This window comes from Mycobacterium sp. IDUB_3 (genome assembly GCF_055419585.1).
Map to the genome: position 1 here is coordinate 970,526 of NZ_JBVAXZ010000001.1, position 20,663 is coordinate 991,188.

Genomic DNA, 20,663 nt, shown 5'->3' on the forward strand with positions numbered 1-20,663 from the left:
CGGTTGGGCGCAGGCCCGTGGCCGCTGGGCGGCCCGCAGGATCTGCCGTGACGACCACCCGCTTGCCTATGTCTGTCGGGCGCTTCGACGCGGAGCCCGGCGACACAGCGCGACACCATCAAGGGCCGGCGCGCGTGCGGCGGCTACTGCTCGGCGACGACCTGGCGGAGCTGACGAATGTGCAGCCACTCCACCACCGGCATGGCCGCGGTGATGACGCCGGCGAACCCATATCCTACCCACGACCCGCCATCGTGGCCGATCGCCATCAGGTAGGTCGCCGTCGCGACCGCGATCAGCGCCGCGCCCATGGTGCCGGTCAGAATCACCGTGCCGCGCAACCAGACTCGGTCTACCGCCTCGCCCGACCACTCGGCGGCGCCGGGGGCCGGCGAGGCTGACTGCACGGTGGCGGTCCGCTCGGTCCCGGGGCGCAGGGCGCCGGTCCCCAGCCGCGCCGAAGGCCTTGCCGGGCCGCGCGCCGGCGCGGTCATCGCCTGGGCGGCCGGCTCGGCCTGCGACAGCCGGCGGGCGCGCAACAGGATGGGGATCGCGCCCGCGATGATCAGCGCCGAAACGATGATGACGGCGTACAGCACCCAGGTGGTGTGCGGGCTGCTGGCCGCCTTGTGAAAGCCCCTGCCCAGGTCCGCCAGCGCGACGGCGGCCGCCACGCTGACGCCCAGCAGCACCAGATAGATGGCGGCGCACGCGCCGATTAGGATGCGGTCGATGACCTCGGGCGCAATGGTGTCGTCGCCCACGCCTCGCCGGTATGCCGAATACCTGCTGACCATCAGCAGCTCGTCTGCGGCGAGTCGTTGCTGTTCGACGAAAGCACCGTTCCGTCGCTGGTCGTGATCGAGCAATTGAGCCTGCTGACCCGGAACAGGCTGGAAGCCTCGACCGAGCCCACGTCGGATTGCGAGATCGGCGTGACGGTCATCGACCACGGGATGTAGACGTTGTGCTGCGTGCGGCGCCGGCCGGACGCGTCGACGTAGGTCACCGAGATGATGTCGCCGGGGGCTTTGGTGCCGGTCACCGAGTAGGTGACCTGGCGCGGACCCGCCGGCGTGGTGGGCGGCGGCGGCGCGGCCGCCGTGGACGTCGCCGGCGGCGGCGCCGGAGCGGGGGCGGGCGGGGGCGGGGGCGCCGGTGCCGGAGAAGGCGTCACCGTCACAGTCTGGGTCTCCGTTGCTGTCGGGGGCGGCGGTTCGGTCGTGGGTGGCGGTGGAGGCGGTGGCTTGGTGGTCGTGATCTCGTCCTGCAGCGGCGGCGTGGACGGGGCGGTGGTGGTGGCGGGGTTGGCGAGCTTGGTGGTGTCGGTGCGTGCGAACAGCAGCGATACCGACACGACGAGCGCGACCGCGGCCACGATCGCGGCGACCCCCACCACCCACGGCCAGCGCGCGGTGCTGCGCTCGTCGTCAGCATCGGCGGACTCGTCGAAGTCGTCGTAATCGTAGAGCCGCAGGTCGGCCGGCAGGTAGGGGCCGGTGGTGAAGTGTTCGGACTCCGGAGCCGAGTAGGCCCGCGAGTAGGCGTCCGTCTCGTCGGTCTCGTTCGCCGCCGGTTCGGCGCTGTCCTCGAAGGGTTCCGCCTCGGCCCCCCCATCGGCGTCGGCGTCGCGTTCCAGATCATCGTCCGGTTCGTGGTCGGGGTCCGGTTCGTGGCTGATCGGGTCGGCAGGGTCGGGTTCGTCAGGATCCCATCCCGGGGGTCTCGACCCGCTCATCGTTGCCTTTGCCTACCCTGTCCGACGGCCTCACCTGAGCACAAGACTCCGCGATCACATCGTTGCGGGCGCGCTGGGAAGCTTCTCGTTTGCCTGGGCAAAACACTACCGAACCCAAAAGGGGCAAAGCTGTCGTGGCGAACGGCCCACCAATCACGTGATCTGATTGTGACCTTTATGCCGCGAATCAGTGCTTCTCGGGACCGATGTAGTACTCGAAGACCAGTCCGGCCACCGACGTCAGGACGAACATCACACCGGCGACGATCAGCCACGGCAACCACAGCGCGATGCCCACCGCGATCACCGAGCCCGACAGCGCGACCAGAATCGGCCACCAGCTGTGCGGGCTGAAGAAGCCCAATTCGCCTGCTCCGTCACTGATCTCAGCGCCCTCGTAATCCTCGGGCCGGGTGTCCAGCCGGCGCGCCACGAAGCGGAAGAACGTCGCCGTGATCATCGCCAGGCCACCGGTCAGCACCAGCGCGGTGGTGCCCGCCCACTCCACGCCTCCGGTGGCGAAAACGGCGGTCAGCACCGCGTAGAGCGCGGCAACCACAATGAAAAACCCGGCAATGACTTCGAATAGCCTGGCTTCGATATGCATTTGGCGTCCTAACCTATTGGCTTCCGGCCAATTGTCCGCGCTTGGTGTCGAACGGGTGAGTGGTCACCGCGACCGGGGGCTGCCCGATCGCCTGCAACGCCTCGGCGTTGCTCTTTCCGCCCATCCGCTGCTGCAGGTAGGCCTTGAAGTCGTTGGGCGCCACCACCCGAACCTCGAAGTTCATCATCGAGTGATACGTGCCGCAGAACTCGGCGCAGTGGCCCACGAACGCACCGGGCGTCAGGATCTCTTCGGTCTGGAAGACGTGCACCGAGTTGTTCGCGTCGGCGTTCGGGATCACGTCGCGCTTGAACAGGAACTCCGGCACCCAGAACGTGTGGACCACGTCCGCGGACGCCAGGTCGAATTCGATGCGCTTGCCGGTGGGCAGCACCAGCACCGGGATCTCCTCACTGGAGCCCAGCGTCTCGACCTTGTCGAAGTTCAGGTACTGGCGGTCCGAGGTGTTGAGCCCGCGGACGGCGCCGACGCGCTCCTCGCCGTGGGCGTCCTTGCCCTCCGGCTTGGACAGCATCGCCTTCTTGCGCGCGGGGTCGGTGCCGTCGTAGGTCAGCGTGCCGTCTTTGAAGTTGACCTTCTGATAGCCGAACTTCCAGTTCCACTGGAAGGCCGTGACATCGATCACAACCTCGGGGTTCTTGTCCAGGTGCAGCATCTTCTCCTGCACCACGACGGTGAAGTAGAACAGCACCGAGATGATGAGGAACGGCGTCACCGTGAGCACCAGCTCCAGCGGCATGTTGTAGCCGAACTGCCGGGGCAGCACGGTGTCGGTCGCCTTCTTGCGGTGGAAGGCCGACGCCCAGAAAATCAGGCCGAACACGATGCCGCCGACGACCAGCGACGCGATCACCGCGCCGATCCACAGTTCCCGGTTCAGGTGGGCCTCCGGCGTGATGCCCCGCGGCCAGCCCAATGCCAGCGCGTCCGCCCAGCTGCTGCATCCGCTCAGGAACAACGCCAGCACGCCCAGCACCAACGCCAGCGCGAAGGGCCGAAGACGACGGGAAAGACCCTTCGCTTGGCGCCCGGAGCCCCCGGAATGGCGCCGAAACCTGCCCTGCGACAAACGTTGCGAACGGTCTTGCTCGCGAGGGGTCACGTTAGCGCCTCCTGCTCGGATATCGAATACTACGCAGCGTAGACCACGCGCCTGAGCCGGGCGACGAAACCCCGGCCCGCCGCTGCGCCCGGCCATTCACGACGTGCCGGGTGCGAGGTCCACGCACGCCCGGCAAGTGCGGCATACTGGGGCGCCGTGTGTGGTCTGCTGGCGTTCGTTGCCGCCCCGGGGGGCTCCGATAAGGAAGCGGCCGCCGCCCGCGCCGACGATGCCATCGCGCGCGCGTCGCATTCGATGCGCCACCGTGGACCCGACGAGCCGGGCACCTGGGTGGACCCCGGCACCGACGGCTCCGTCGTCTTCGGCTTCAACCGGCTCTCCATCATCGACATCGCGCATTCGCATCAGCCGCTGCGCTGGGGGCCGCCCGAGGCACCCGACCGCTACGTGCTGGTGTTCAACGGCGAGATCTACAACTACCTCGAGCTGCGCGAGGAACTGGCCGGCCGGCATGGCGCCGTCTTCGCCACCGACGGTGACGGCGAGGCCGTCGTCGCCGGATATCACTACTGGGGCACCGACGTCTTGACGCGGCTGCGCGGCATGTTCGCGTTCGCACTATGGGACACCGTCACCCGCGATTTGTTTTGCGCCCGTGATCCTTTCGGCATCAAACCGCTGTTCATGGCGACCGGCACCGGCGGCACGGCGGTGGCAAGTGAGAAGAAGTGCCTGCTCGACCTCACCAAGCTGATCGGGTTCGACACCGGGATCGACGAGCGGGCCGTGCAGCACTACACCGTCCTGCAGTACGTACCCGAGCCCGAGACGCTGCACCGCGGGGTGCGCCGGCTGGAATCGGGCTGCTACGCCCGGATCCGCCCCGACCTCCTGCAACCGGAGGTCACCCGGTATTTCGTGCCGCGGTTCGCCGCGGTGCCGATCACCCGCGACACCGAACAGGCCCGCTACGACGAGATCACCGCGGTGCTCGAGGACTCGGTGGCCAAGCACATGCGCGCCGACGTCACCGTCGGGGCGTTCCTGTCCGGCGGAATCGACTCGACCGCCATCGCGGCGCTGGCGATCCGGCACAACCCACGGCTGATCACGTTCACCACCGGCTTCGAGCGGGAGGGTTTCTCCGAGATCGACGTCGCGGTGGCCTCGGCAGAGGCGATCGGCGCCCGCCACATCGCCAAGGTGGTCAAGCCCGACGAATTCGTCGCCGCCCTGCCCGAGATCGTCTGGTATCTCGACGAGCCGGTGGCCGACCCGGCGCTGGTGCCGCTGTTCTTCGTCGCCCGGGAGGCGCGCAAGCACGTCAAGGTGGTGCTGTCCGGCGAGGGCGCCGACGAGCTCTTCGGTGGCTACACGATCTATCGAGAGCCGTTATCGCTCAAGCCCTTTGACTATCTGCCGCGGCCACTGCGGCGATCGGTCGGCAAGATGAGCAAGCCGCTGCCCGACGGCATGCGGGGCAAGAGCCTGCTGCATCGCGGCTCCCTGACGCTCGAAGAGCGTTACTACGGCAACGCCCGCAGCTTCTCCGACGCGCAGCTACGCGACGTACTGCCCGGGTTCCGCGAGGAATGGACCCACACCGACGTCACCGCGCCGGTGTACGCCGAATCGGCGGGCTGGGATCCGGTGGCCCGCATGCAGCACATCGACCTGTTCACCTGGCTGCGCGGCGACATCCTGGTCAAGGCCGACAAGATGACGATGGCCAACTCGCTGGAGCTCCGGGTGCCGTTCCTGGATCCCGAGGTGTTCGCCGTCGCCTCCCGGTTGCCCGTCGAGGCGAAGATCACCCGCACGACGACGAAGTACGCGCTGCGCCGCGCGCTGGAGCCGATCGTTCCGGCGCACGTGCTGCACCGGCCCAAGCTCGGGTTTCCGGTGCCGATCCGGCACTGGCTGCGCGCAGGCGAGCTGCTGGAGTGGGCCTACGCGACGGTGGACGCCTCGCAGGCCGATCACCTGGTCGACCTGGCCACCGTGCGCCGGATGCTCGATGACCACCGCAACGGCGTCAGCGATCACAGCCGGCGGCTGTGGACCCTGCTGATCTTCATGCTCTGGCACGCGATCTTCGTCGAGCACAGCGTGGTGCCCCAGATCAGCGAGCCGGTCTACCCGGTCGAGTTGTAACCGCGAGCACTACTAGGCCAGGACGGCGGCGATCTCGGCGGCCGCCTCGTCGCCATAGGCGTCGGCCAACCGGGCCTTGGCGACCGCGGGGTCCCACGTCCACTCCTGGGTACCGGTGGACTCCAGCACCAGCACGGCGACCAGCGAGCCCAGCTGCGCGGACCGCTCGAGGCTCAGCCCGGCGGTGCGGCCGGTGAGGAAACCGGCCCGGAACGCGTCGCCGACGCCGGTGGGGTCGGTCTGGCTGGTCTCGGGCACCACGCCGACGTGGGTGGTGGTCCCGTCGCGCTCGACGATGTCGACGCCCTTGGCGCCCAGCGTGGTCACCCGCAGGTCGACCTTCTTCTGCACGTCGGCCTCGGACCAACCGGTCTTGGAGAGCAGCAGTTCCCACTCGTAGTCGTTGGTGAACAGGTAGGCCGCGCCGTCGACCAGCTTGTCGATCTCCTGGCCGGACAGCCGGGGCAGCTGCTGGGAAGGGTCGGCGGCGAACGCCAGGCCGAGCTTGCGGCACTCCTCGGTGTGCACCACCATCGCGTCCGGGTCATTGGCCCCGATGATCACCAGGTCCGGCTTGCCGGCGGACGCGACGTCGGCGAGCTTGATGTTGCGGGCCTCCGACATGGCGCCGGGATAGAAGGATGCGATCTGGGCCATGTCCTCGTCGGTGGTGCAGACGAATCGTGCGGTTTTCGCGGTTTGCGAGATCAGCACGTGGTCGCAGTTGACGCCGTGCGACTGCAGCCACTCGCGGTACTCGCCGAAGTCGTCGCCGGCCGCCCCCACCAACGCCACGTCGCCGCCCAGCACGCCGATGGCAAAGGCGATGTTGCCCGCCACGCCGCCGCGGTGAATCACCAGGTCGTCAACCAGAAAACTCAGGGACACCTTTTGCAGGTGCTCGGCCAGCAGGTGCTCGGAAAACCGGCCGGGGAACCGCATCAGATTGTCGGTCGCAATCGAACCTGTCACCGCGATCGTCACGAAAACTCCATCCTTCGTTAGTAAGGTTATCTAGCTTACTCACGGGCCTCGACCGTCGCTGTGCGCACTCCTCGGCGCGAGAGCGTGCGCTAGCCTCCCTAGGGAACTCACTCAAGTCGCCGGGATCACATTGCTCGGGCCGCAACCCGATTGCAGTCCCGTCTACCACCGTAGGAGAACCACGATGGCAGGTCCGCACTCGCCGAACCACACCGTCGGCGGAGGCAGCGGCGGACCGAGCGGACATGAGCCGCCAAACGAATCCCAGCCACTCGAGTTCCCCGATGACCCCAACGCCGGTGGCCCGGGCTTCGGCCCAGGTCCTCAGGCAGGACCTGGTTCAGCCAATTATGCCGGGCAGCCTCCCGCCGCGATCCCGTACCCGCAGCAACGGTCCAAGCGAGGGCTGATCGTCGGCGTCGTGCTGGCCATCGCGCTCGTCGCGGTGCTGACGGTGGCCATCGTCTACGGGGTGCGCACCAACGGGGCCAACACCGGCGCCACGTTCTCCGAGGGGGCGGCGAAGACGGCCATCCAGGGCTACCTGGACGCGCTCGAGCGCCGCGACATCGACGAGATCGCCCGCAACGCGCTGTGCGGGCTGTACGACGGCGTCCAGGACAAACGATCCGACCAGGCCCTGGCCAAGCTCAGCAGTGACGCGTTCCGCAAGCAGTTCTCCGAGGTCGAGCTGACCTCGATCGACAAGATCGTCTACCTGTCGCAGTACCAGGCCCAGGCGTTGTTCACGATGCGGGTGTCCCCGGTGAGCGGCGGTCCGATGCACGGGCAGGTCCAGGGCATCGCGCAGTTGCTGTTCCAGCGCGGGCAGATCATGGTCTGCTCGTACGTGCTGCGCACCGGCGGCTCGTACTGAACGCACGCCGTCAGCCGGACTGCACAGCCCGGCTGACGGATTCGCGGGATTTAACCGATCAGTTGAACGAGTCGCCGCAGGCGCACGAGCCGGTGGCGTTGGGGTTGTCGATGGTGAAGCCCTGCTTCTCGATGGTGTCCACGAAGTCGATGGACGCGCCTTCGACGTAGGGCGCACTCATCCGGTCCACCGTCAGCTTCACACCGCCGAACTCCGCGGTCAGGTCGCCGTCCAGCGCCCGGTCGTCGAAGAAGAGGTTGTAGCGCAGGCCGGCGCAGCCGCCCGGCTGCACCGCGATACGCAGCGCCAGGTCGTCGCGGCCCTCCTGGTCCAGCAGGGACTTTGCCTTGGTGGCGGCGGCGTCGGTCAGGATCACGCCGTGGGTCGTCGTGGCGTTCGACTCGTTTTGCACCGTCATTGCTTCTCCTACATGCCTCATCGTTGGGTGGGGTCGATCAAGCCCGGAATAGCCGGCTTGCGCCGGGCGATCCGGACCGCCCGAAAGTCCACCCCATCAACGGTACCTTGCAGGACCGCTATTCCCGAGTCGCGCCGCAACTACGGATGCCAGCCCCATGAGCTGGTTGGCCGCGTCGGCCTGGGCCAGCCGCACCGATCCGGCGTGCTCGGCGATGGATAACGCCGCCATGATGCCCGACGAGCGCACCGTCGCGTTGTCCAAGTCGACCTGACCGGCCAGCACGACCACCGGAATCCCCCGCGGCCGGGCCGCGTCGGCGAGAAAGCCCACCACCTTGCCGTGCAGGGACTGCTCGTCGAACCGGCCCTCACCGGTGACGATCATGTCCGCCGTGTCCAGGTCGTCGGACAGCCGGGTGTGCTCGGCGATGATGGCCGCCCCGGACTCGCAGCGGCCGCCGAGAGCCAGCAGCCCGGCGCCGATGCCGCCTGCGGCGGCGGCGCCCGGCTCCGCACTCACGTCGCGTCCGGCTACCGCTTCGAGGATCAGCGCCCATGCCTGCAGGCGAACTTCCAGCGCCGCGACGGTGGCCGTGTCGGCGCCCTTCTGCGGCCCGAACACCCGGGCCGCCCCCCACGGGCCCAGCAGCGGGTATTCGGTGTCGGATGCGGCGATCAACTCTACGTTGCCCAGTTGGCGGCGGGCGGTGTCCAGGCCGCCGAGTTCGGCGATCATGCCCTGCCCGCCGTCGGTGGAGGCGCTGCCGCCCAGACCGACCACGATGCGTGTCGCCCCGATCCGCAGCGCCTCGGCGATCAGCTGCCCTACGCCTTTGCTGTGCGACGCCATGGCGGTCTCCGGGGTGGGCGGTCCGCCGACCAGCGCCAGGCCGCACGCCTGCGCGCACTCCAGGTAGGCGGTGGCCGAGCCGCGGTCGAACACCCAATCGGCTTCGACCATTGCTTTCAGCGGTCCGGACACCCGCAGGCGCCGCGTCTCCCCCAGCCGGCTGGCGAGCACCTCGACGAAGCCGGGGCCGCCGTCGGATTGCGGGGCGACGATGAATCGGTCGCCGGGGCGTGACCGCGTCCAGCCGGTCGCGATGGCGGCGGAGGCTTCGAGGGCCGACATGCTGTCGGCGTAGCAATCCGGGGCCACCAGGAGTTGCATGGCGGGCAATTGAAGGCGGCCGGGGGCCAGACCGGGACCATCATCATCCGAGGCCATCGACCCGTCGTCCATCAAAGGCTGCCGTTCATCACGTGTAAGAGTAGGGCCAAGTGCGGTACTAACGCAGGTCTAATAGCAAGGCATTCCAGGCGAATTCCGGCGCGCGTCGCCCGCGAAGTAACCTGGCCCCTGTGAAGCTGTTGGGCCGTAAGAAGGGTCAGGACACCGACCTCGACGAGAACGCCGCCACTGCGGGTAGCTCCGGCGTTGCTGGCGCCGTGGGCGACGCGACCCGCGAGGCGCAGCGTACGGGCCCCAAGGGACGCCCCACGCCCAAGCGCAACGAGGCCCGCCGCAGCGCCAGGAAGGGACCGGTCGCGCCCGCGCCGATGACCGCCTCCGAGGCGCGGGCCCGGCGCAAGTCACTGGCCGGTCCCAAGCTCAGCCGCGAGGAGCGCCGAGCGGACAAGGCGGCCAGCCGCGCCAGCATGTCGGATCGCCGGCAAAAGATGATGGCCGGCGAAGAAGGCTACCTGTTGCCACGCGACCAGGGCCCCATCCGCCGCTACGTTCGCGACGTGGTGGACTCGCGGCGCAATCTGCTGGGCCTGTTCATGCCGTCGACCCTGTTCTTGATGTTCGTCATGTTCGGCGTGCCGCAGCTGCAGCTGTGGGTGTCGCCGGCAATGCTGGTGCTGATGGTCGTGATGAGCGTCGACGGCCTGATCCTGGGCCGCAAGGTCAGCAGGCTGGTCGACGCGAAGTTCTCAAACAACACCGAAAGCCGTTGGAAGCTAGGCCTTTACGCCGCCGGCCGGGCGTCTCAGATGCGCCGGTTGCGCGCGCCGCGGCCCCAGGTCAAGCACGGCGCCAGTGTCGATTAAAGTTCGCCAGAAGGCGGGCTGACACCGGTGCGCACCCTGGTGCTCGGCGGGATCAGGTCAGGCAAATCGCAGTGGGCGGAGCAAGCCATCGCCGACGGGTTACCGGCCGGGCAGGCGGTTCACTACCTGGCGCCCGGGCCGACCGGTCACGACGATGCGGCCTGGGCGCACCGGATCGCCCAGCATCGCGGCCGCCGGCCCGAACACTGGTCCACGATCGAAACCGACGACATCGCAACGCAATTGCGCCGGTCGCCGGGCACCCCCACGCTGGTCGACGACTTGGGCACCTGGCTGACCGGCGCGCTGGACCGCGCCAATGCCTGGGATGGCGGCTCGGTGGCGGCTCCCGTCGATGACGTACTGGCCGCGGTGGGCGACTTCCCTTCCCCGCTGGTGCTGGTCAGCCCGGAGGTCGGGCTGACCGTCGTGCCCGCCACCGCCGCCGGACGCCGGTTCGCCGACGAACTTGGCAGCCTCAACCAGCGCCTCGCCCGGTTGTGCGACCGGGTGGTGCTGGTGGTGGCCGGGCAGCCGGTGCCGATCAAACCGCCGGGGGCCTGATGGAATTCGCCACCGTCTCGCCGCCCGACGCCGGCGTCGCCGCCGCCGCCCGCGCCCGCCAGGACACCCTGACCAAACCCCGGGGCGCGCTGGGCCGCCTCGAGGATTTGTCGGTGTGGGTCGCGTCGTGTCAAGGGCAGTGTCCGCCAAAGCAATTCGAACGCGCCCGGGTGGTGGTGTTCGCCGGCGACCACGGCGTCGCCCACTCGGGGGTGTCGGCCTACCCGCCGGAGGTGACGGCGCAAATGGTCGCCAACTTCGATGCCGGCGGGGCGGCGATCAACGCCCTGGCCGACATCGCCGGGGCGACGGTGCGGGTCGCGGACCTCGCGGTCGACGCGGACCCGCTGACCGAACGGATCGGCGCGCACAAGGTGCGGCGCTCCAGTGGCGACATCCGGGTCGAGGATGCGTTGAGCGACGACGAGACCGCGCGGGCGCTCGCCGCAGGCGCCGCCATCGCCGACGAGGAGGTCGACGCCGGCGCCGACCTGCTGATCGCCGGCGACATGGGGATCGGAAACACTACGGCCGCAACGGTATTGGTGGCGGCGCTGACGAACGTCGAGCCGGTCGTGGCGGTGGGCTTCGGGACCGGGATCGATGACGCCGGGTGGGCCCGCAAGACGGCCGCGGTACGCGACGCCCTGTTTCGCGCGCGGCCGGTGCTGCCCGATCCGGTCGCGCTGCTGCGCCGCGCCGGCGGCGCGGACCTGGCCGCGATGGCCGGGTTCTGCGCGCAGGCCGCGGTGCGGCGCACGCCGCTGCTGCTCGACGGCATGGCGGTGACGGCGGCCGCCCTGGTCGCCGAGCACCTGGCGCCGGGCGCGCGGCTGTGGTGGCAGGCCGGTCACCGGTCCACCGAGCCCGCCCACGGGTTGGCGCTGACGGCGCTGGACCTGGAGCCGATCCTCGACCTGCGGATGCGGCTGGGTGAGGGCACCGGCGCCGCGCTCGCGCTGCCGGTGCTACGCGCCGCGGTGGCCGCCCTGTCGTCGATGGCGACCTTCACTCAGGCCGGTGTGTCCGACCGCGCCGATCAGCCCCTTCCTCCCTCGTGATCCGTTCGCTGGCAACGGCTTTCGCCTTCGGTACGGTGCTGCCCGTCCCGGGGGACGCGCCGATGGGCCGCGGCGCCATGACCGCGCTGCCGGTGGTGGGCGCGGCGTTGGGGGCGCTGGCCGCGGCCGTGACCTGGGGTGGGGCTTACGTGTTCGGCCGGTCCAGCCCGTTGCCCGGCCTGCTCGCGGTCGCGGTGTTGCTGCTGCTGACGCGCGGCCTGCATGTCGACGGCGTCGCCGACACCGCCGACGGCCTGGGCTGTTATGGACCGCCGCAGCGGGCGCTGGCGGTGATGCGTGAGGGGTCGACCGGGCCGTTCGGCGTCGCCGCCGTCGTCGTGGTGATCATGCTGCAGGCACTGGCGTTTTCGGCGCTGGGGGCCACCGGCCGGGTCTTCCCCGGGGTGGCCGCGGTGGCCGTGGCGGTTTTCGCGGGCCGGGTGACCGCTGTGCTGGCCTGCCACCGGTCGGTGCCGGCCGCCGAGGGCAGCGTCCTGGGCGTCCGCGTCGCCGGCAGCCAGGCGACGTCGGTGGTGGCGGCCTGGGTCGCGGTGCTGCTGGCCGCCTCGCTGCCGGCCGGACCGCGGCCCTGGCAGGGGACGGTGGCGGTGCTGCTGGGCCTGGGCTGCGGCGCGGTCCTGGTGCGGCACTGCGTGCGCCGATTCGGCGGCATCACCGGTGACGTGCTGGGCGCGGCGATCGAACTGACCACGACGGTGACCGCGGTGCTACTCGCGGGTGTGGTGCGGTTCTAGGCCGCCGAATGTGCGGCAGGGCGCACACACGCGTGCGAATGTGAAGCTGGCCGCACATTCGTCGGGCGGCCTAGCCCAGCCGGGCCATCCAGCCGTGGGTGTCGGCGAAGGTGCCGCGCTGGATCCCGGTCAGCGTGTCCCGCAATGCCATCGTCACCTCGCCGGGCTGGCCATCGGCGACGGTGAATTCGGCGTCGCCGTATTTCACGTGCGCGACGGGCGTGATGACCGCGGCGGTGCCGCAGGCGAACACTTCGGTGATCTCCCCGGCGGCGGCCTTCTTCTGCCATTCGTCGATATCGATCTTGCGTTCCTCGACGGAGAATCCGGCGTCAATGGCCAATTGCAGCAAGGAGTTCCGGGTGATGCCGGGCAACAGCGAGCCGGACAGTTCCGGTGTGACCAGCCGCGCCGATCCGCCGCTGCCGAACACGAAGAAGATGTTCATCCCGCCCATCTCTTCGACGAAGCGCCGCTCGACGGCGTCCAGCCACACCACCTGGTCGCAGTCGTTGGCGGCGGCCTCGGCCTGGGCCGACAGCGAGGCCGCGTAGTTGCCGCCGAACTTGGCCGCGCCGGTTCCGCCGGGGCTGGCCCGCACGTACTCCGTCGACACCCAGACGGTGACCGGGCTGATGCCGCCCTTGAAATAGGCGCCGGCCGGCGAGGCGATCAGCAGGTAGCGGTACCGCTTGGACGGCCGCACGCCCAGCCCGGGCTCGGTGGCGATGACGAACGGGCGCAGATACAGCGCCTCCTCGCCGCCGGCCGCCGGAACCCAGGCGTTGTCGACGGCGATCAGCTGGCGCAGCGACTCCATGAACAGCTCTTCGGGCAGCTCCGGGATGGCGAGCCGCCGCGCCGAGGACCGCAGCCGGGCGGCGTTGGCCTCGGCGCGAAACGACACGATCGAGCCGTCGGCCCAGCGGTACGCCTTGAGCCCCTCGAAGATCTCCTGCGCGTAGTGCAGCACGATCGCGGACGGGTCCAGCTCGATGGGGCCGTACGGGATGACGCGAGTGTTGTGCCAGCCTTCGCCGGCGTCGTCGTAGTCGATCGACACCATGTGATCGGTGAAGTACTTGCCGAAACCCGGCTCGGCCAGGATGGTTTCGCGCTCGGCGTCGGTTGCCGGACTCGCCGAGCGCGAAACCGTGAACTCGAGGGAGCCACTGGTCATTGGCCGATTGTATATCCGGCTACCGAATCGGATTTCGCCCGCGCAAGCGGCGCGGCTAGCGGGTTTTCACCGCGACGAACGGCGGGCGCACCACTTCGCATGCGGCCGGACGCCCGCGGACGTCGACGGTGATCTCCTGACCGTCCTCGACTCCGGCGTCGGCGTCGATGAGCGCCAGAGCGATCCCGGCCTGCAGCGTCGGGGAGAACGTGCCCGAGGTGGTGACCCCCACCGGCGTGTCGCCGGCGAGCACCGTCAGCCCGGGGCGCAGCACGCCGCGGCCCACCATCCGCAGCCCGCGCAGCAGCCGCACCGGGCCGGCCTTCTTCTCGGCCAGCAGGGCGTCGCGGCCGAAGAACGCGTCCTTCTTCCAGCCGATCGCCCAGCCGCAGCGGGCCTGCAGCGGGGAGATGTCGAGCGCGAGTTCGTGGCCGTGCAACGGGTAGCCCATCTCGGTGCGCAGGGTGTCGCGGGCGCCGAGGCCGGCCGGCTCGCCGCCGGCCGCGCTGACGGCCTCGGCCAGGGCGTCGAACACCACACCGGCGGAGTCCCACGGCGGCAGCAGCTCGTAGCCGTGCTCGCCGGTGTAGCCGGTGCGGCAGACCCGCACCGGTACGCCGGAGAACGAGGTGTCGGCGTACGCCATGTAGTCCATCTCGGTGGGCAGGCCCAGCTGCCCGAGCACGTCCGCGGACCGCGGTCCCTGCACGGCCAGCACCGCGAACGAGCGGTGCTGATTGGTGATGGTCAACCCGGCCGGGGCGGCCTCCCGCAGCGCCTCGACCACGGCGGCGGTGTTGGCGGCGTTGGGCACCAGAAACATCTCGTCGTCGTCGACGTAGTAGGCGATCAGGTCGTCGATGACGCCGCCGGATTCGGTGCAGCACAACGTGTATTGCGCCTTGCCGGGCCCGATCCGGTTCAAGTCGTTGGTGAGCGCGGAGTTGACGAACTTCGCCGCCCCCGGCCCGCGGACCAACGCCTTGCCCAGGTGGCTGACGTCGAAGAGGCCGACCGCGTTGCGCGTCGCGTTGTGCTCGCTGACGGTGCCGGCATACGACACCGGCATCAGCCAGCCCCCGAACTCGGCGAAACTGGCCCCCAAGCTCCGGTGACGGTCTTCCAATGGTCCACGCAGCAGGTCGGCTTCAGTGCTCACGACTATTCACCCTAATCAGCTGTGCGGGGTGGACCGTTAGGGTGATGCGGATGAGCACAGAACCCGGTTACGCCTCCCCCGCTGTCACCGTCGCCTCCTCGCTGCCACGGCGCGCCGCCGCGTCCACCGTGCTGATCGTGCCCGTCGTCTCGACCGGCGAGGACGACAAGCCGGGCGCCGCCGTTGCGGCGGCCGAGCCGTTCCTGTCCTCCGACGCGGTCGCCGAGATCGAGTCCGGTTTGCAGGCGCTGGAGGCCACGGGTAGCGCCGAGCAGGTGCACCGGCTGGTGGTGGGATCGCTGCCGGTGTCCAGCGTGCTGACGATCGGCCTGGGCAAACCGCGATCCGACTGGCCGGCCGACACCATCCGTCGCGCCGCCGGTGTGGCCGCGCGATCGCTCGGCAAGACCGAATCGGTCATCACCACGCTCGCCGAACTGCCCGGTGAGGGCGTCGCCTCGGCCGCCGTCGAGGGCCTGATCCTGGGCAGCTACCGGTTCACCGAATTTCGCAGCGACAAGACGGCTCCCAAAGACCAAGGGCTGCGCAAAATCACGGTGCTCGCCACCGCGAAGGACGCCAAGAACGACGCCGCCCACGGCGCCGCTGTGGCAACCGCCGTCGCCACCGCACGCGACTTCGTCAACACCCCGCCCAGCCACCTGTTCCCCGCCGAATTCGCCAAGCGCGCAAGGGCTTTGGGTGAATCCGTCGGCCTCGAGGTGGAAGTGCTGGACGACAAGGCGCTGCAGAAGGGCGGCTACGGCGGGATCATCGGCGTCGGCCAGGGCTCGTCGCGGCCGCCGCGGCTGGTGCGCCTGATCCACCGCGGTTCCAAGCTGGCCAAGAAATCCAAACAGGCCAAGCGAGTGGCTCTGGTCGGCAAGGGCGTCACCTTCGATACCGGCGGCATCTCGATCAAGCCGGCCGCGGGCATGCACCACATGACCTCGGACATGGGCGGGGCCGCCGCGGTGATCGCGACCGTCGCGCTGGCCGCGCAACTGAAGCTTCCGATCGACGTGATCGCCACCGTGCCGATGGCCGAGAACATGCCGTCGGCGACCGCGCAGCGCCCGGGTGACGTGCTGACGCAGTACGGCGGCATCACGGTCGAGGTGCAGAACACCGACGCGGAGGGCCGGCTGATCCTGGCCGACGCAATCGTGCGGGCGTGCGAGGACAACCCCGATTACCTGATCGAGACGTCCACCCTGACCGGCGCGCAGACGGTGGCGCTGGGCGCCCGGATCCCCGGGGTGATGGGCAGCGACGAATTCCGCGACCGCGTCGCGTCCATCTCCCAGCAGGTCGGTGAGAACGGCTGGCCGATGCCGCTGCCCGACGAGCTCAAGGAAGACCTGAAGTCCACGGTGGCCGACCTGTCCAACATCAGCGGGCAGCGCTTCGCAGGCATGCTGGTGGCCGGGGTGTTCCTGCGTGAGTTCGTCGCCGACGGCGTGAGTTGGGCGCACATCGACGTGGCCGGACCGGCCTACAACACCGGCAGCCCATGGGGTTATTCGCCGAAGGGTTCCACCGGCGTGCCGACCCGGACCATGTTCGCGGTCCTGGAGGACATCGCCGAAAACGGCTAGCCGGTCAGCCGTTTGAGCACGGCCCGGCCCAACTTGCGGCGCGGCCAGCCGGTCGCGCCGTCGGCGGCCAGCGCGGCGTTGGCCGCGTTGCGCCCGCACGCCCCGTGCACCGAGCCACCCGGCGTCGCCGACGCGCTGCCCAAATAGAGCCGCTCGACCGGTGTTTCGGCTCGGCCCATGCCGGGCGCGGGGCGAAAGACCAACATCTGTTGCAGCTGCGCGGTTCCGCCGTTCAGCGCCCCGAGATGCAGGTTAGCGTCGTTGGCCTCCAGATCCGACGGCCGTTGCACGAATCGGCCGATCACCGCCGACCCGAAGCCCGGTGCATGCTCTTCGATGACCCGGTCCACCGCCGACGCCAATCGGTCCGCAGACGCGTCGTCGGACACATTCCGCGGCAAATGCGTGTAGGCCCAGACACTTTCGGTGCCGGCCGGCGATCTGCTCGGATCCGCCGTGGTGGTCTGGCCCAACAACATGAACGGATGCTCGGGTATCACCCGGGTGTTCAGGTCCGCCATCCAGCGGATCAGTCCATCGCCGTCGGCCCCCAGGTGCACGGTGCCCACCGAACGCAGGTTTTTCGCCCGCCACGGAATCGGCTCTGCCAGTGCGTAGTTGACCTTCACCACCGGCGGGTCCCACTCGTAATGCCGGAGGTCGCGACGCAGCGCTTCGGGCACCGCGTCGGCGGGCAGCATGTCACAGAACAAGCGCGGCGCGGTCACGTCGGCCACCACCGCGCGGCGGGCGGCCACCGATCGCCCCTCGGAGGTGGCCACGCCGACAGCGCGGCCGGCGTGCACGTGGATGTGAGAAACGTTCTGATTGCATTCGATTCGCGCCCCGGCCGAGCTGGCGCGTTTCACCAGCGCCGCGGTGAGCTGGCCCGATCCGCCGACCGGCACCGGCCAGCCGCCATCCTGGGCGAGCATCGTCATCAGGAAGCCCATGGCGCCGCTGATCGGCGCGTCCGGGGGGACGTCGGCGTGCATTGCATTGCCCAACAACAACACTCGCGGCGCCTCGCCGTCGAACAGTTGGTTCGCCATCGCGTTGGCCGGCTGCACCAGCAGACGGGCGACCCGGACCGCTTCCGGCGTGCCGAGTCTGCGCAGCAGGCCCAGCAGGGGACGCACCGGCGGGAAGGGGGCCAGCATCGCGTCGAGCAGTGGGCCCTTGATGGTGTTCCACAGCTCCACCAGGCGCCACCAGTTGTCGCCGTCGGCGGGCGTTCGCCGCGCGAATTCCGCTGCCGTCTGCGCGGGGTCGTGGTACACGATGGGCGGGTCGTCGTCGGCGGCGTTGCGCGGGTGCCCGACCACCGTCGGCGCATGCGACCACCGCAGCCCGTGATCCTCCAACCGCAGCGCCGCCATCGCCGGGGACGCCACCGTCATCGGGTAGTAGGAGCTGAACAGGTCGGTGATGTAGCCCGGCGTCAGCTCGGCACTGCGCACCGCCCCGCCCGGTTCGGGCTGGGCTTCCAGCACCAACACGTCCCAACCGGCGTCGGCCAGAATCGACGCCGCCACCAGGCCGTGGTGCCCCGCGCCGATCACGACGGCATCGGCGCTGTCACGAACGGTCACTTCACCTGGCTCGGCTCCAGGCGCTCCGACAACGCCGCCAGCCGCCACAGGCACTCCTTGTTGCGCGGGTAAGCCGCCGCCAGCGCAAGGGAATCGGGAACGGCCGCCATCGGGCCCTCAGCGGGCACCTCGATCATCTCGATCCGGCAGCCCTGCGGAATCTCGTGCAGCAGCATGGTGATTCGCGCGGCACCCAGCGGGCCCAGCCGGGCGCGCAGCACCAGCTTGTGTGGCGGTTCGCTCTCCTCCACGATGGTCGCGTCGTTGATCACCAACGGCCAGATCCCGATCGAGTGCCTGATCGAGGAACCCGGCTCCGGCCAGTTCGGATCGACGGCCCGCATCCGGCTGTTTCCCACCACCCACTGGGTGTAGGTCCACCCCTGGGCCAGTACCTCCCACACCCGCTCACACGACTCGGGCACCTCACGTGTTGCAGTGATCACCTCAAAAACCCTCCATGTCCTTGGTTACCGCGGCGGATACCCGGCAATCGGGGGGTTATTCGGCCTGCGCTCGGGTTTACCGGGGATGGCCCGCGGTTAATCTCCCTAGCGGTCGAAATGCCCGACGACGAAAGGCGAAACCCATGACGATGCGACGGTTGATCATCGGTGTGGGCGCCGTGCTGCTATTGGCCGGAATCATCGGACTGCTGGCGCCGGTATCGGTGTCCGACAGCAACGGCCATTCGGTCGGCTGCGGAAACGCCGTGGCGACGGACCTTTCCGCGGCCCAAAGCGCGAACAACAGCAACGGGGCGAACATCCCGATCCTGAATCAGATCGTCCCGCACACCGACTATGTCGCGCAGTGCCAGTCGTCGGTGGGCGGCCGGCGCGCGTGGGCGATACCGCTGGCGGTGCTCGGGGTCATCGCGATCGGCGCGACCTTGTTGACGGGACGTCGCGGGGCGGCACCGGGCGTTTAACCCGCCTCAGATCACCCGCATCCGCGCGGCGTTGCGCAGCCCCTGCGGCACCAGGCGTGAAAGTCCATACAGCGCATAGGCTTCCGGCGCCACCGGGCGGATCGGCTTCTTCTTTTTGACCGACGACAGGATCGCGTTGGCTACCTTGTCGGGGCCGTAGTGCCGCAGCGCGAACATCTTGCCCAGCTGCCCGCGGCGGCCGTCGACGTCGTCGGGCTGCTTTCCCGCGGGCGCGTCGAACCGGGTGGTGTTGATGATGTTCGTATCGATGACGCCGGGGCAGATCGTGGTGAGTCCCACCCCCGCGGCGTCGAGCTCGGCGCGCAGGCAGTCGGAGAACATGTAGGTCGCCGCCTTGGACGTGCAGTAGGCGTTCAGCGACTGCAGCGGGGCGTAGGCCGCCATCGAGGACACGTTGACGATGTAGCCGCCGGTGCCGCGCTCCACCATCCGCCGGGCGAACGAGCGGCACCCGTTGACCACGCCGCCCAGATTCACGTCGAGCACCCGGTCGAACTGCTCGGGCGGGGTGTCCAGAAATCCGCCCGCCTGCCCGATGCCGGCGTTGTTGACGACGATGTCCGGGACGCCGTGCTCGCTGCTGACCCGCTCGGCGAACGCCTCCACCGCCTGCGCGTCCGACACGTCGAGCACGTAGGCGTGCGCGACGCCGCCCCGGGTGGCGATCTCGGCCGCGGTGGCCTTCACCGCCGCCTCGTCGATATCGCTGATGACCAGCTCGGCGCCTTCGCGCGCGAAGGCGAAGGCGGTCTCGCGCCCGATCCCGCTGCCGGCTCCGGTGACCGACACCAGCGTGTCGCCGAACGACCCGCGGGGACGCCCCACCTGCGCGCGCAGCAGCGCGCGGCTCGGTTGCCTGCCCTCGGCCAGGTCGGCGAACTCGTGCACGGCCGCCGCCATCACCTGCGGATGCGACATCGGCGAGAAGTGACCAGCCTGGATGTCGCGGCGCCACAGCCGCGGCACGAAGCGCGGGGTGTGGTCGTAGCCGTAGGGCCGCACGTACTTGTCTTTGGTGTTGACGATGAGCTGCACCGGTACGTCGATGACCGCGACACCCTGCTTGCGGCCGGAGAACGACCGAAAATAGTTGGCGGGATAGGTTTTCACCGAATGGGCCGCGTCGGAGGCCAGCTTCGCGGAGTGATGGATCTGCTCGACGGGGATGTTGTCGACCGCGTTGCGCCGCAGCGCCGGGATCGACATGGTCAGCCGGAGGAACAACGGCGCGAGCACCGGGATCGACAAGAAGATCATGTAGGTCAGCCGCAGCGCCTGGCTGATCGCCCGGACGAACGTCCGCGGCTTCCACGGGGCCCGCAGGCCGCTGAAGATGTAATCGACCAGCTGGTCCTGGGCGGGTCCGGACACCGAGGTGAACGTGGCGACCCGGTCATGGGCGCCGGGACGCTTCAGGTAGTGCCACACCCCCACCGAGCCCCAGTCGTGGGCCAGCACGTGCACGGGACGGCCCGGGCTCAGCTCGCCGGTCACGGCGGCGAAGTCGTCGGCGAAGCGGTCCATGCTGTAGGCCGACACCGGCTTGGGCACCGAGGACAGGCCGACGCCGCGGTTGTCGTAGCGGATGATTCGGAACCGCTCGGCCAGCAACGGGACGACCCCGTCCCACAGCACGTGCGAGTCGGGGAAGCCGTGCACCAGCACGACGGTGGGGCCCTCAGGGTTGCCCTCTTCGTAGACCGCGATGCGGGCGCCGTCGGCGCTGTCGACGAAATGCTGGGTTGCTTGTTGTGATGGCGGCATCGGGACCTCCCCGCTCTGGCTGCAGTGGCCACACCGTAGCAAGCGTGATCGGCGTCACCCGCCCGGCGCGGGGTATCTGCCCTGGATGCGTGCCGACAAGGGCGCAGTGACAGGATAGT

General features: G+C 69.5%; 20 protein-coding genes. 8 read left to right on the forward strand and 12 right to left on the reverse strand.

The genetic code is table 11. The features are described from left to right. Positions 1-143: 143 nt before the first annotated feature. The 4 genes from ACZYVJ_RS04155 to ctaC form a co-directional block, all read right to left on the reverse strand. Positions 144-797, reverse strand: coding sequence for a DUF2561 family protein (locus tag ACZYVJ_RS04155; RefSeq protein ID WP_463829859.1), 654 nt, complete (start codon positions 795-797; stop codon positions 144-146). Beyond that, positions 797-1,738 carry an MmpS family transport accessory protein gene (locus ACZYVJ_RS04160; protein WP_463829860.1) on the reverse strand — a complete coding sequence of 314 codons (942 nt, stop codon included), beginning with the start codon at positions 1,736-1,738 and terminating at the stop codon, positions 797-799. The genes ACZYVJ_RS04155 and ACZYVJ_RS04160 overlap by 1 nt, the downstream gene beginning before the upstream one ends. Positions 1,739-1,925: 187 nt before the next feature. After that, the gene (locus ACZYVJ_RS04165; RefSeq protein ID WP_463829861.1) at positions 1,926-2,345 is read right to left on the reverse strand and encodes a cytochrome c oxidase subunit 4; all 420 of its coding nucleotides are present in this window, start codon (positions 2,343-2,345) and stop codon (positions 1,926-1,928) included. Positions 2,346-2,358: 13 nt separating this feature from the next. Then, positions 2,359-3,468: an aa3-type cytochrome oxidase subunit II gene (ctaC, locus tag ACZYVJ_RS04170; RefSeq protein WP_463829862.1), complete on the reverse strand. Its 1,110-nt coding sequence runs from the start codon at positions 3,466-3,468 to the stop codon at positions 2,359-2,361. 156 nt (positions 3,469-3,624) lie between these two features. Between ctaC and asnB the strand changes: the two genes are divergently transcribed. Next, positions 3,625-5,583, forward strand: a complete 1,959-nt coding sequence (gene asnB, locus ACZYVJ_RS04175; protein WP_463829863.1) for an asparagine synthase (glutamine-hydrolyzing) — start codon at positions 3,625-3,627, stop codon at positions 5,581-5,583. Positions 5,584-5,595: 12 nt separating this feature from the next. Here the strand turns inward: asnB and ACZYVJ_RS04180 are convergent, their stop codons facing one another. Further along, the gene (locus tag ACZYVJ_RS04180; RefSeq protein WP_463829864.1) at positions 5,596-6,567 is read right to left on the reverse strand and encodes a carbohydrate kinase family protein; all 972 of its coding nucleotides are present in this window, start codon (positions 6,565-6,567) and stop codon (positions 5,596-5,598) included. A gap of 184 nt (positions 6,568-6,751) precedes the next feature. On the opposite strand from ACZYVJ_RS04180, the gene ACZYVJ_RS04185 reads away from it, so the two are divergent. Beyond that, a complete protein-coding gene (locus ACZYVJ_RS04185; protein ID WP_463829865.1) occupies positions 6,752-7,444 on the forward strand; it encodes an Rv0361 family membrane protein in 693 nt (230 codons plus the stop codon). 58 nt (positions 7,445-7,502) lie between these two features. Here the strand turns inward: ACZYVJ_RS04185 and ACZYVJ_RS04190 are convergent, their stop codons facing one another. Together ACZYVJ_RS04190 and ACZYVJ_RS04195 are read right to left on the reverse strand one after the other, a co-directional pair. Then, complete coding sequence (locus tag ACZYVJ_RS04190; RefSeq protein ID WP_463829866.1) at positions 7,503-7,862, reverse strand: HesB/IscA family protein; 360 nt, start codon at positions 7,860-7,862, stop codon at positions 7,503-7,505. 96 nt (positions 7,863-7,958) lie between these two features. Next, positions 7,959-9,035 carry a glycerate kinase family protein gene (locus tag ACZYVJ_RS04195; protein WP_463829867.1) on the reverse strand — a complete coding sequence of 359 codons (1,077 nt, stop codon included), beginning with the start codon at positions 9,033-9,035 and terminating at the stop codon, positions 7,959-7,961. 191 nt (positions 9,036-9,226) lie between these two features. Between ACZYVJ_RS04195 and ACZYVJ_RS04200 the strand changes: the two genes are divergently transcribed. Genes ACZYVJ_RS04200 through ACZYVJ_RS04215 form a run of 4 tightly spaced genes read left to right on the forward strand, consistent with a single transcriptional unit; the run spans position 9,227 to position 12,299 of the window. Next, complete coding sequence (locus ACZYVJ_RS04200) at positions 9,227-9,919, forward strand: DUF3043 domain-containing protein (RefSeq protein ID WP_463829868.1); 693 nt, start codon at positions 9,227-9,229, stop codon at positions 9,917-9,919. A 27-nt stretch (positions 9,920-9,946) separates the two neighbouring features. After that, complete coding sequence (locus ACZYVJ_RS04205) at positions 9,947-10,483, forward strand: bifunctional adenosylcobinamide kinase/adenosylcobinamide-phosphate guanylyltransferase (protein WP_463829869.1); 537 nt, start codon at positions 9,947-9,949, stop codon at positions 10,481-10,483. After that, positions 10,480-11,544, forward strand: a complete 1,065-nt coding sequence (gene cobT / locus ACZYVJ_RS04210) for a nicotinate-nucleotide--dimethylbenzimidazole phosphoribosyltransferase (RefSeq protein WP_463832833.1) — start codon at positions 10,480-10,482, stop codon at positions 11,542-11,544. Before ACZYVJ_RS04205 ends, cobT begins: the two co-directional genes overlap by 4 nt. Beyond that, a complete protein-coding gene (locus ACZYVJ_RS04215; RefSeq protein WP_463829870.1) occupies positions 11,541-12,299 on the forward strand; it encodes an adenosylcobinamide-GDP ribazoletransferase in 759 nt (252 codons plus the stop codon). Before cobT ends, ACZYVJ_RS04215 begins: the two co-directional genes overlap by 4 nt. Before the next feature lie 70 nt (positions 12,300-12,369). Here the strand turns inward: ACZYVJ_RS04215 and ACZYVJ_RS04220 are convergent, their stop codons facing one another. Next, a complete protein-coding gene (locus ACZYVJ_RS04220; protein ID WP_463829871.1) occupies positions 12,370-13,479 on the reverse strand; it encodes a branched-chain amino acid aminotransferase in 1,110 nt (369 codons plus the stop codon). A 55-nt stretch (positions 13,480-13,534) separates the two neighbouring features. Then, complete coding sequence (gene gcvT, locus ACZYVJ_RS04225) at positions 13,535-14,638, reverse strand: glycine cleavage system aminomethyltransferase GcvT (RefSeq protein WP_463829872.1); 1,104 nt, start codon at positions 14,636-14,638, stop codon at positions 13,535-13,537. Between the two features lie 50 nt (positions 14,639-14,688). Here gcvT and ACZYVJ_RS04230 point away from each other — a divergent pair, with 50 nt between their 5' ends. Further along, on the forward strand, positions 14,689-16,236 hold the full coding sequence (locus ACZYVJ_RS04230) for a leucyl aminopeptidase (protein WP_463829873.1): 1,548 nt from the start codon (positions 14,689-14,691) through the stop codon (positions 16,234-16,236). Here ACZYVJ_RS04230 and ACZYVJ_RS04235 read toward each other — a convergent pair. Together ACZYVJ_RS04235 and ACZYVJ_RS04240 are read right to left on the reverse strand one after the other, a co-directional pair. Then, complete coding sequence (locus ACZYVJ_RS04235; protein ID WP_463829874.1) at positions 16,233-17,828, reverse strand: phytoene desaturase family protein; 1,596 nt, start codon at positions 17,826-17,828, stop codon at positions 16,233-16,235. The genes ACZYVJ_RS04230 and ACZYVJ_RS04235 overlap by 4 nt on opposite strands. After that, the gene (locus ACZYVJ_RS04240; RefSeq protein ID WP_463829875.1) at positions 17,825-18,274 is read right to left on the reverse strand and encodes an SRPBCC family protein; all 450 of its coding nucleotides are present in this window, start codon (positions 18,272-18,274) and stop codon (positions 17,825-17,827) included. The genes ACZYVJ_RS04235 and ACZYVJ_RS04240 overlap by 4 nt, the downstream gene beginning before the upstream one ends. A 143-nt stretch (positions 18,275-18,417) precedes the next feature. Here ACZYVJ_RS04240 and ACZYVJ_RS04245 point away from each other — a divergent pair, with 143 nt between their 5' ends. Continuing rightward, positions 18,418-18,759 carry an aminopeptidase gene (locus ACZYVJ_RS04245; RefSeq protein ID WP_463829876.1) on the forward strand — a complete coding sequence of 114 codons (342 nt, stop codon included), beginning with the start codon at positions 18,418-18,420 and terminating at the stop codon, positions 18,757-18,759. A gap of 6 nt (positions 18,760-18,765) precedes the next feature. Here the strand turns inward: ACZYVJ_RS04245 and ACZYVJ_RS04250 are convergent, their stop codons facing one another. Further along, complete coding sequence (locus ACZYVJ_RS04250; protein WP_463829877.1) at positions 18,766-20,544, reverse strand: SDR family oxidoreductase; 1,779 nt, start codon at positions 20,542-20,544, stop codon at positions 18,766-18,768. Positions 20,545-20,663: the final 119 nt, after the last annotated feature.

What these genes read in the sequence shown, in the direction of transcription:
- ACZYVJ_RS04155 (WP_463829859.1), bottom strand. Translation starts at nt 797, where the DNA reads ATGGTCAGCAGGTATTCGGCATACCGGCGAGGCGTGGGCGACGACACC.
- ACZYVJ_RS04160 (WP_463829860.1), bottom strand. Translation starts at nt 1,738, where the DNA reads ATGAGCGGGTCGAGACCCCCGGGATGGGATCCTGACGAACCCGACCCT.
- ACZYVJ_RS04165 (WP_463829861.1), bottom strand. Translation starts at nt 2,345, where the DNA reads ATGCATATCGAAGCCAGGCTATTCGAAGTCATTGCCGGGTTTTTCATT.
- ACZYVJ_RS04185 (WP_463829865.1), top strand. Translation starts at nt 6,752, where the DNA reads ATGGCAGGTCCGCACTCGCCGAACCACACCGTCGGCGGAGGCAGCGGC.
- ACZYVJ_RS04190 (WP_463829866.1), bottom strand. Translation starts at nt 7,862, where the DNA reads ATGACGGTGCAAAACGAGTCGAACGCCACGACGACCCACGGCGTGATC.
- ACZYVJ_RS04195 (WP_463829867.1), bottom strand. Translation starts at nt 9,035, where the DNA reads ATGCAACTCCTGGTGGCCCCGGATTGCTACGCCGACAGCATGTCGGCC.
- ACZYVJ_RS04220 (WP_463829871.1), bottom strand. Translation starts at nt 13,479, where the DNA reads ATGACCAGTGGCTCCCTCGAGTTCACGGTTTCGCGCTCGGCGAGTCCG.
- ACZYVJ_RS04230 (WP_463829873.1), top strand. Translation starts at nt 14,689, where the DNA reads ATGAGCACAGAACCCGGTTACGCCTCCCCCGCTGTCACCGTCGCCTCC.
- ACZYVJ_RS04245 (WP_463829876.1), top strand. Translation starts at nt 18,418, where the DNA reads ATGACGATGCGACGGTTGATCATCGGTGTGGGCGCCGTGCTGCTATTG.
- ACZYVJ_RS04250 (WP_463829877.1), bottom strand. Translation starts at nt 20,544, where the DNA reads ATGCCGCCATCACAACAAGCAACCCAGCATTTCGTCGACAGCGCCGAC.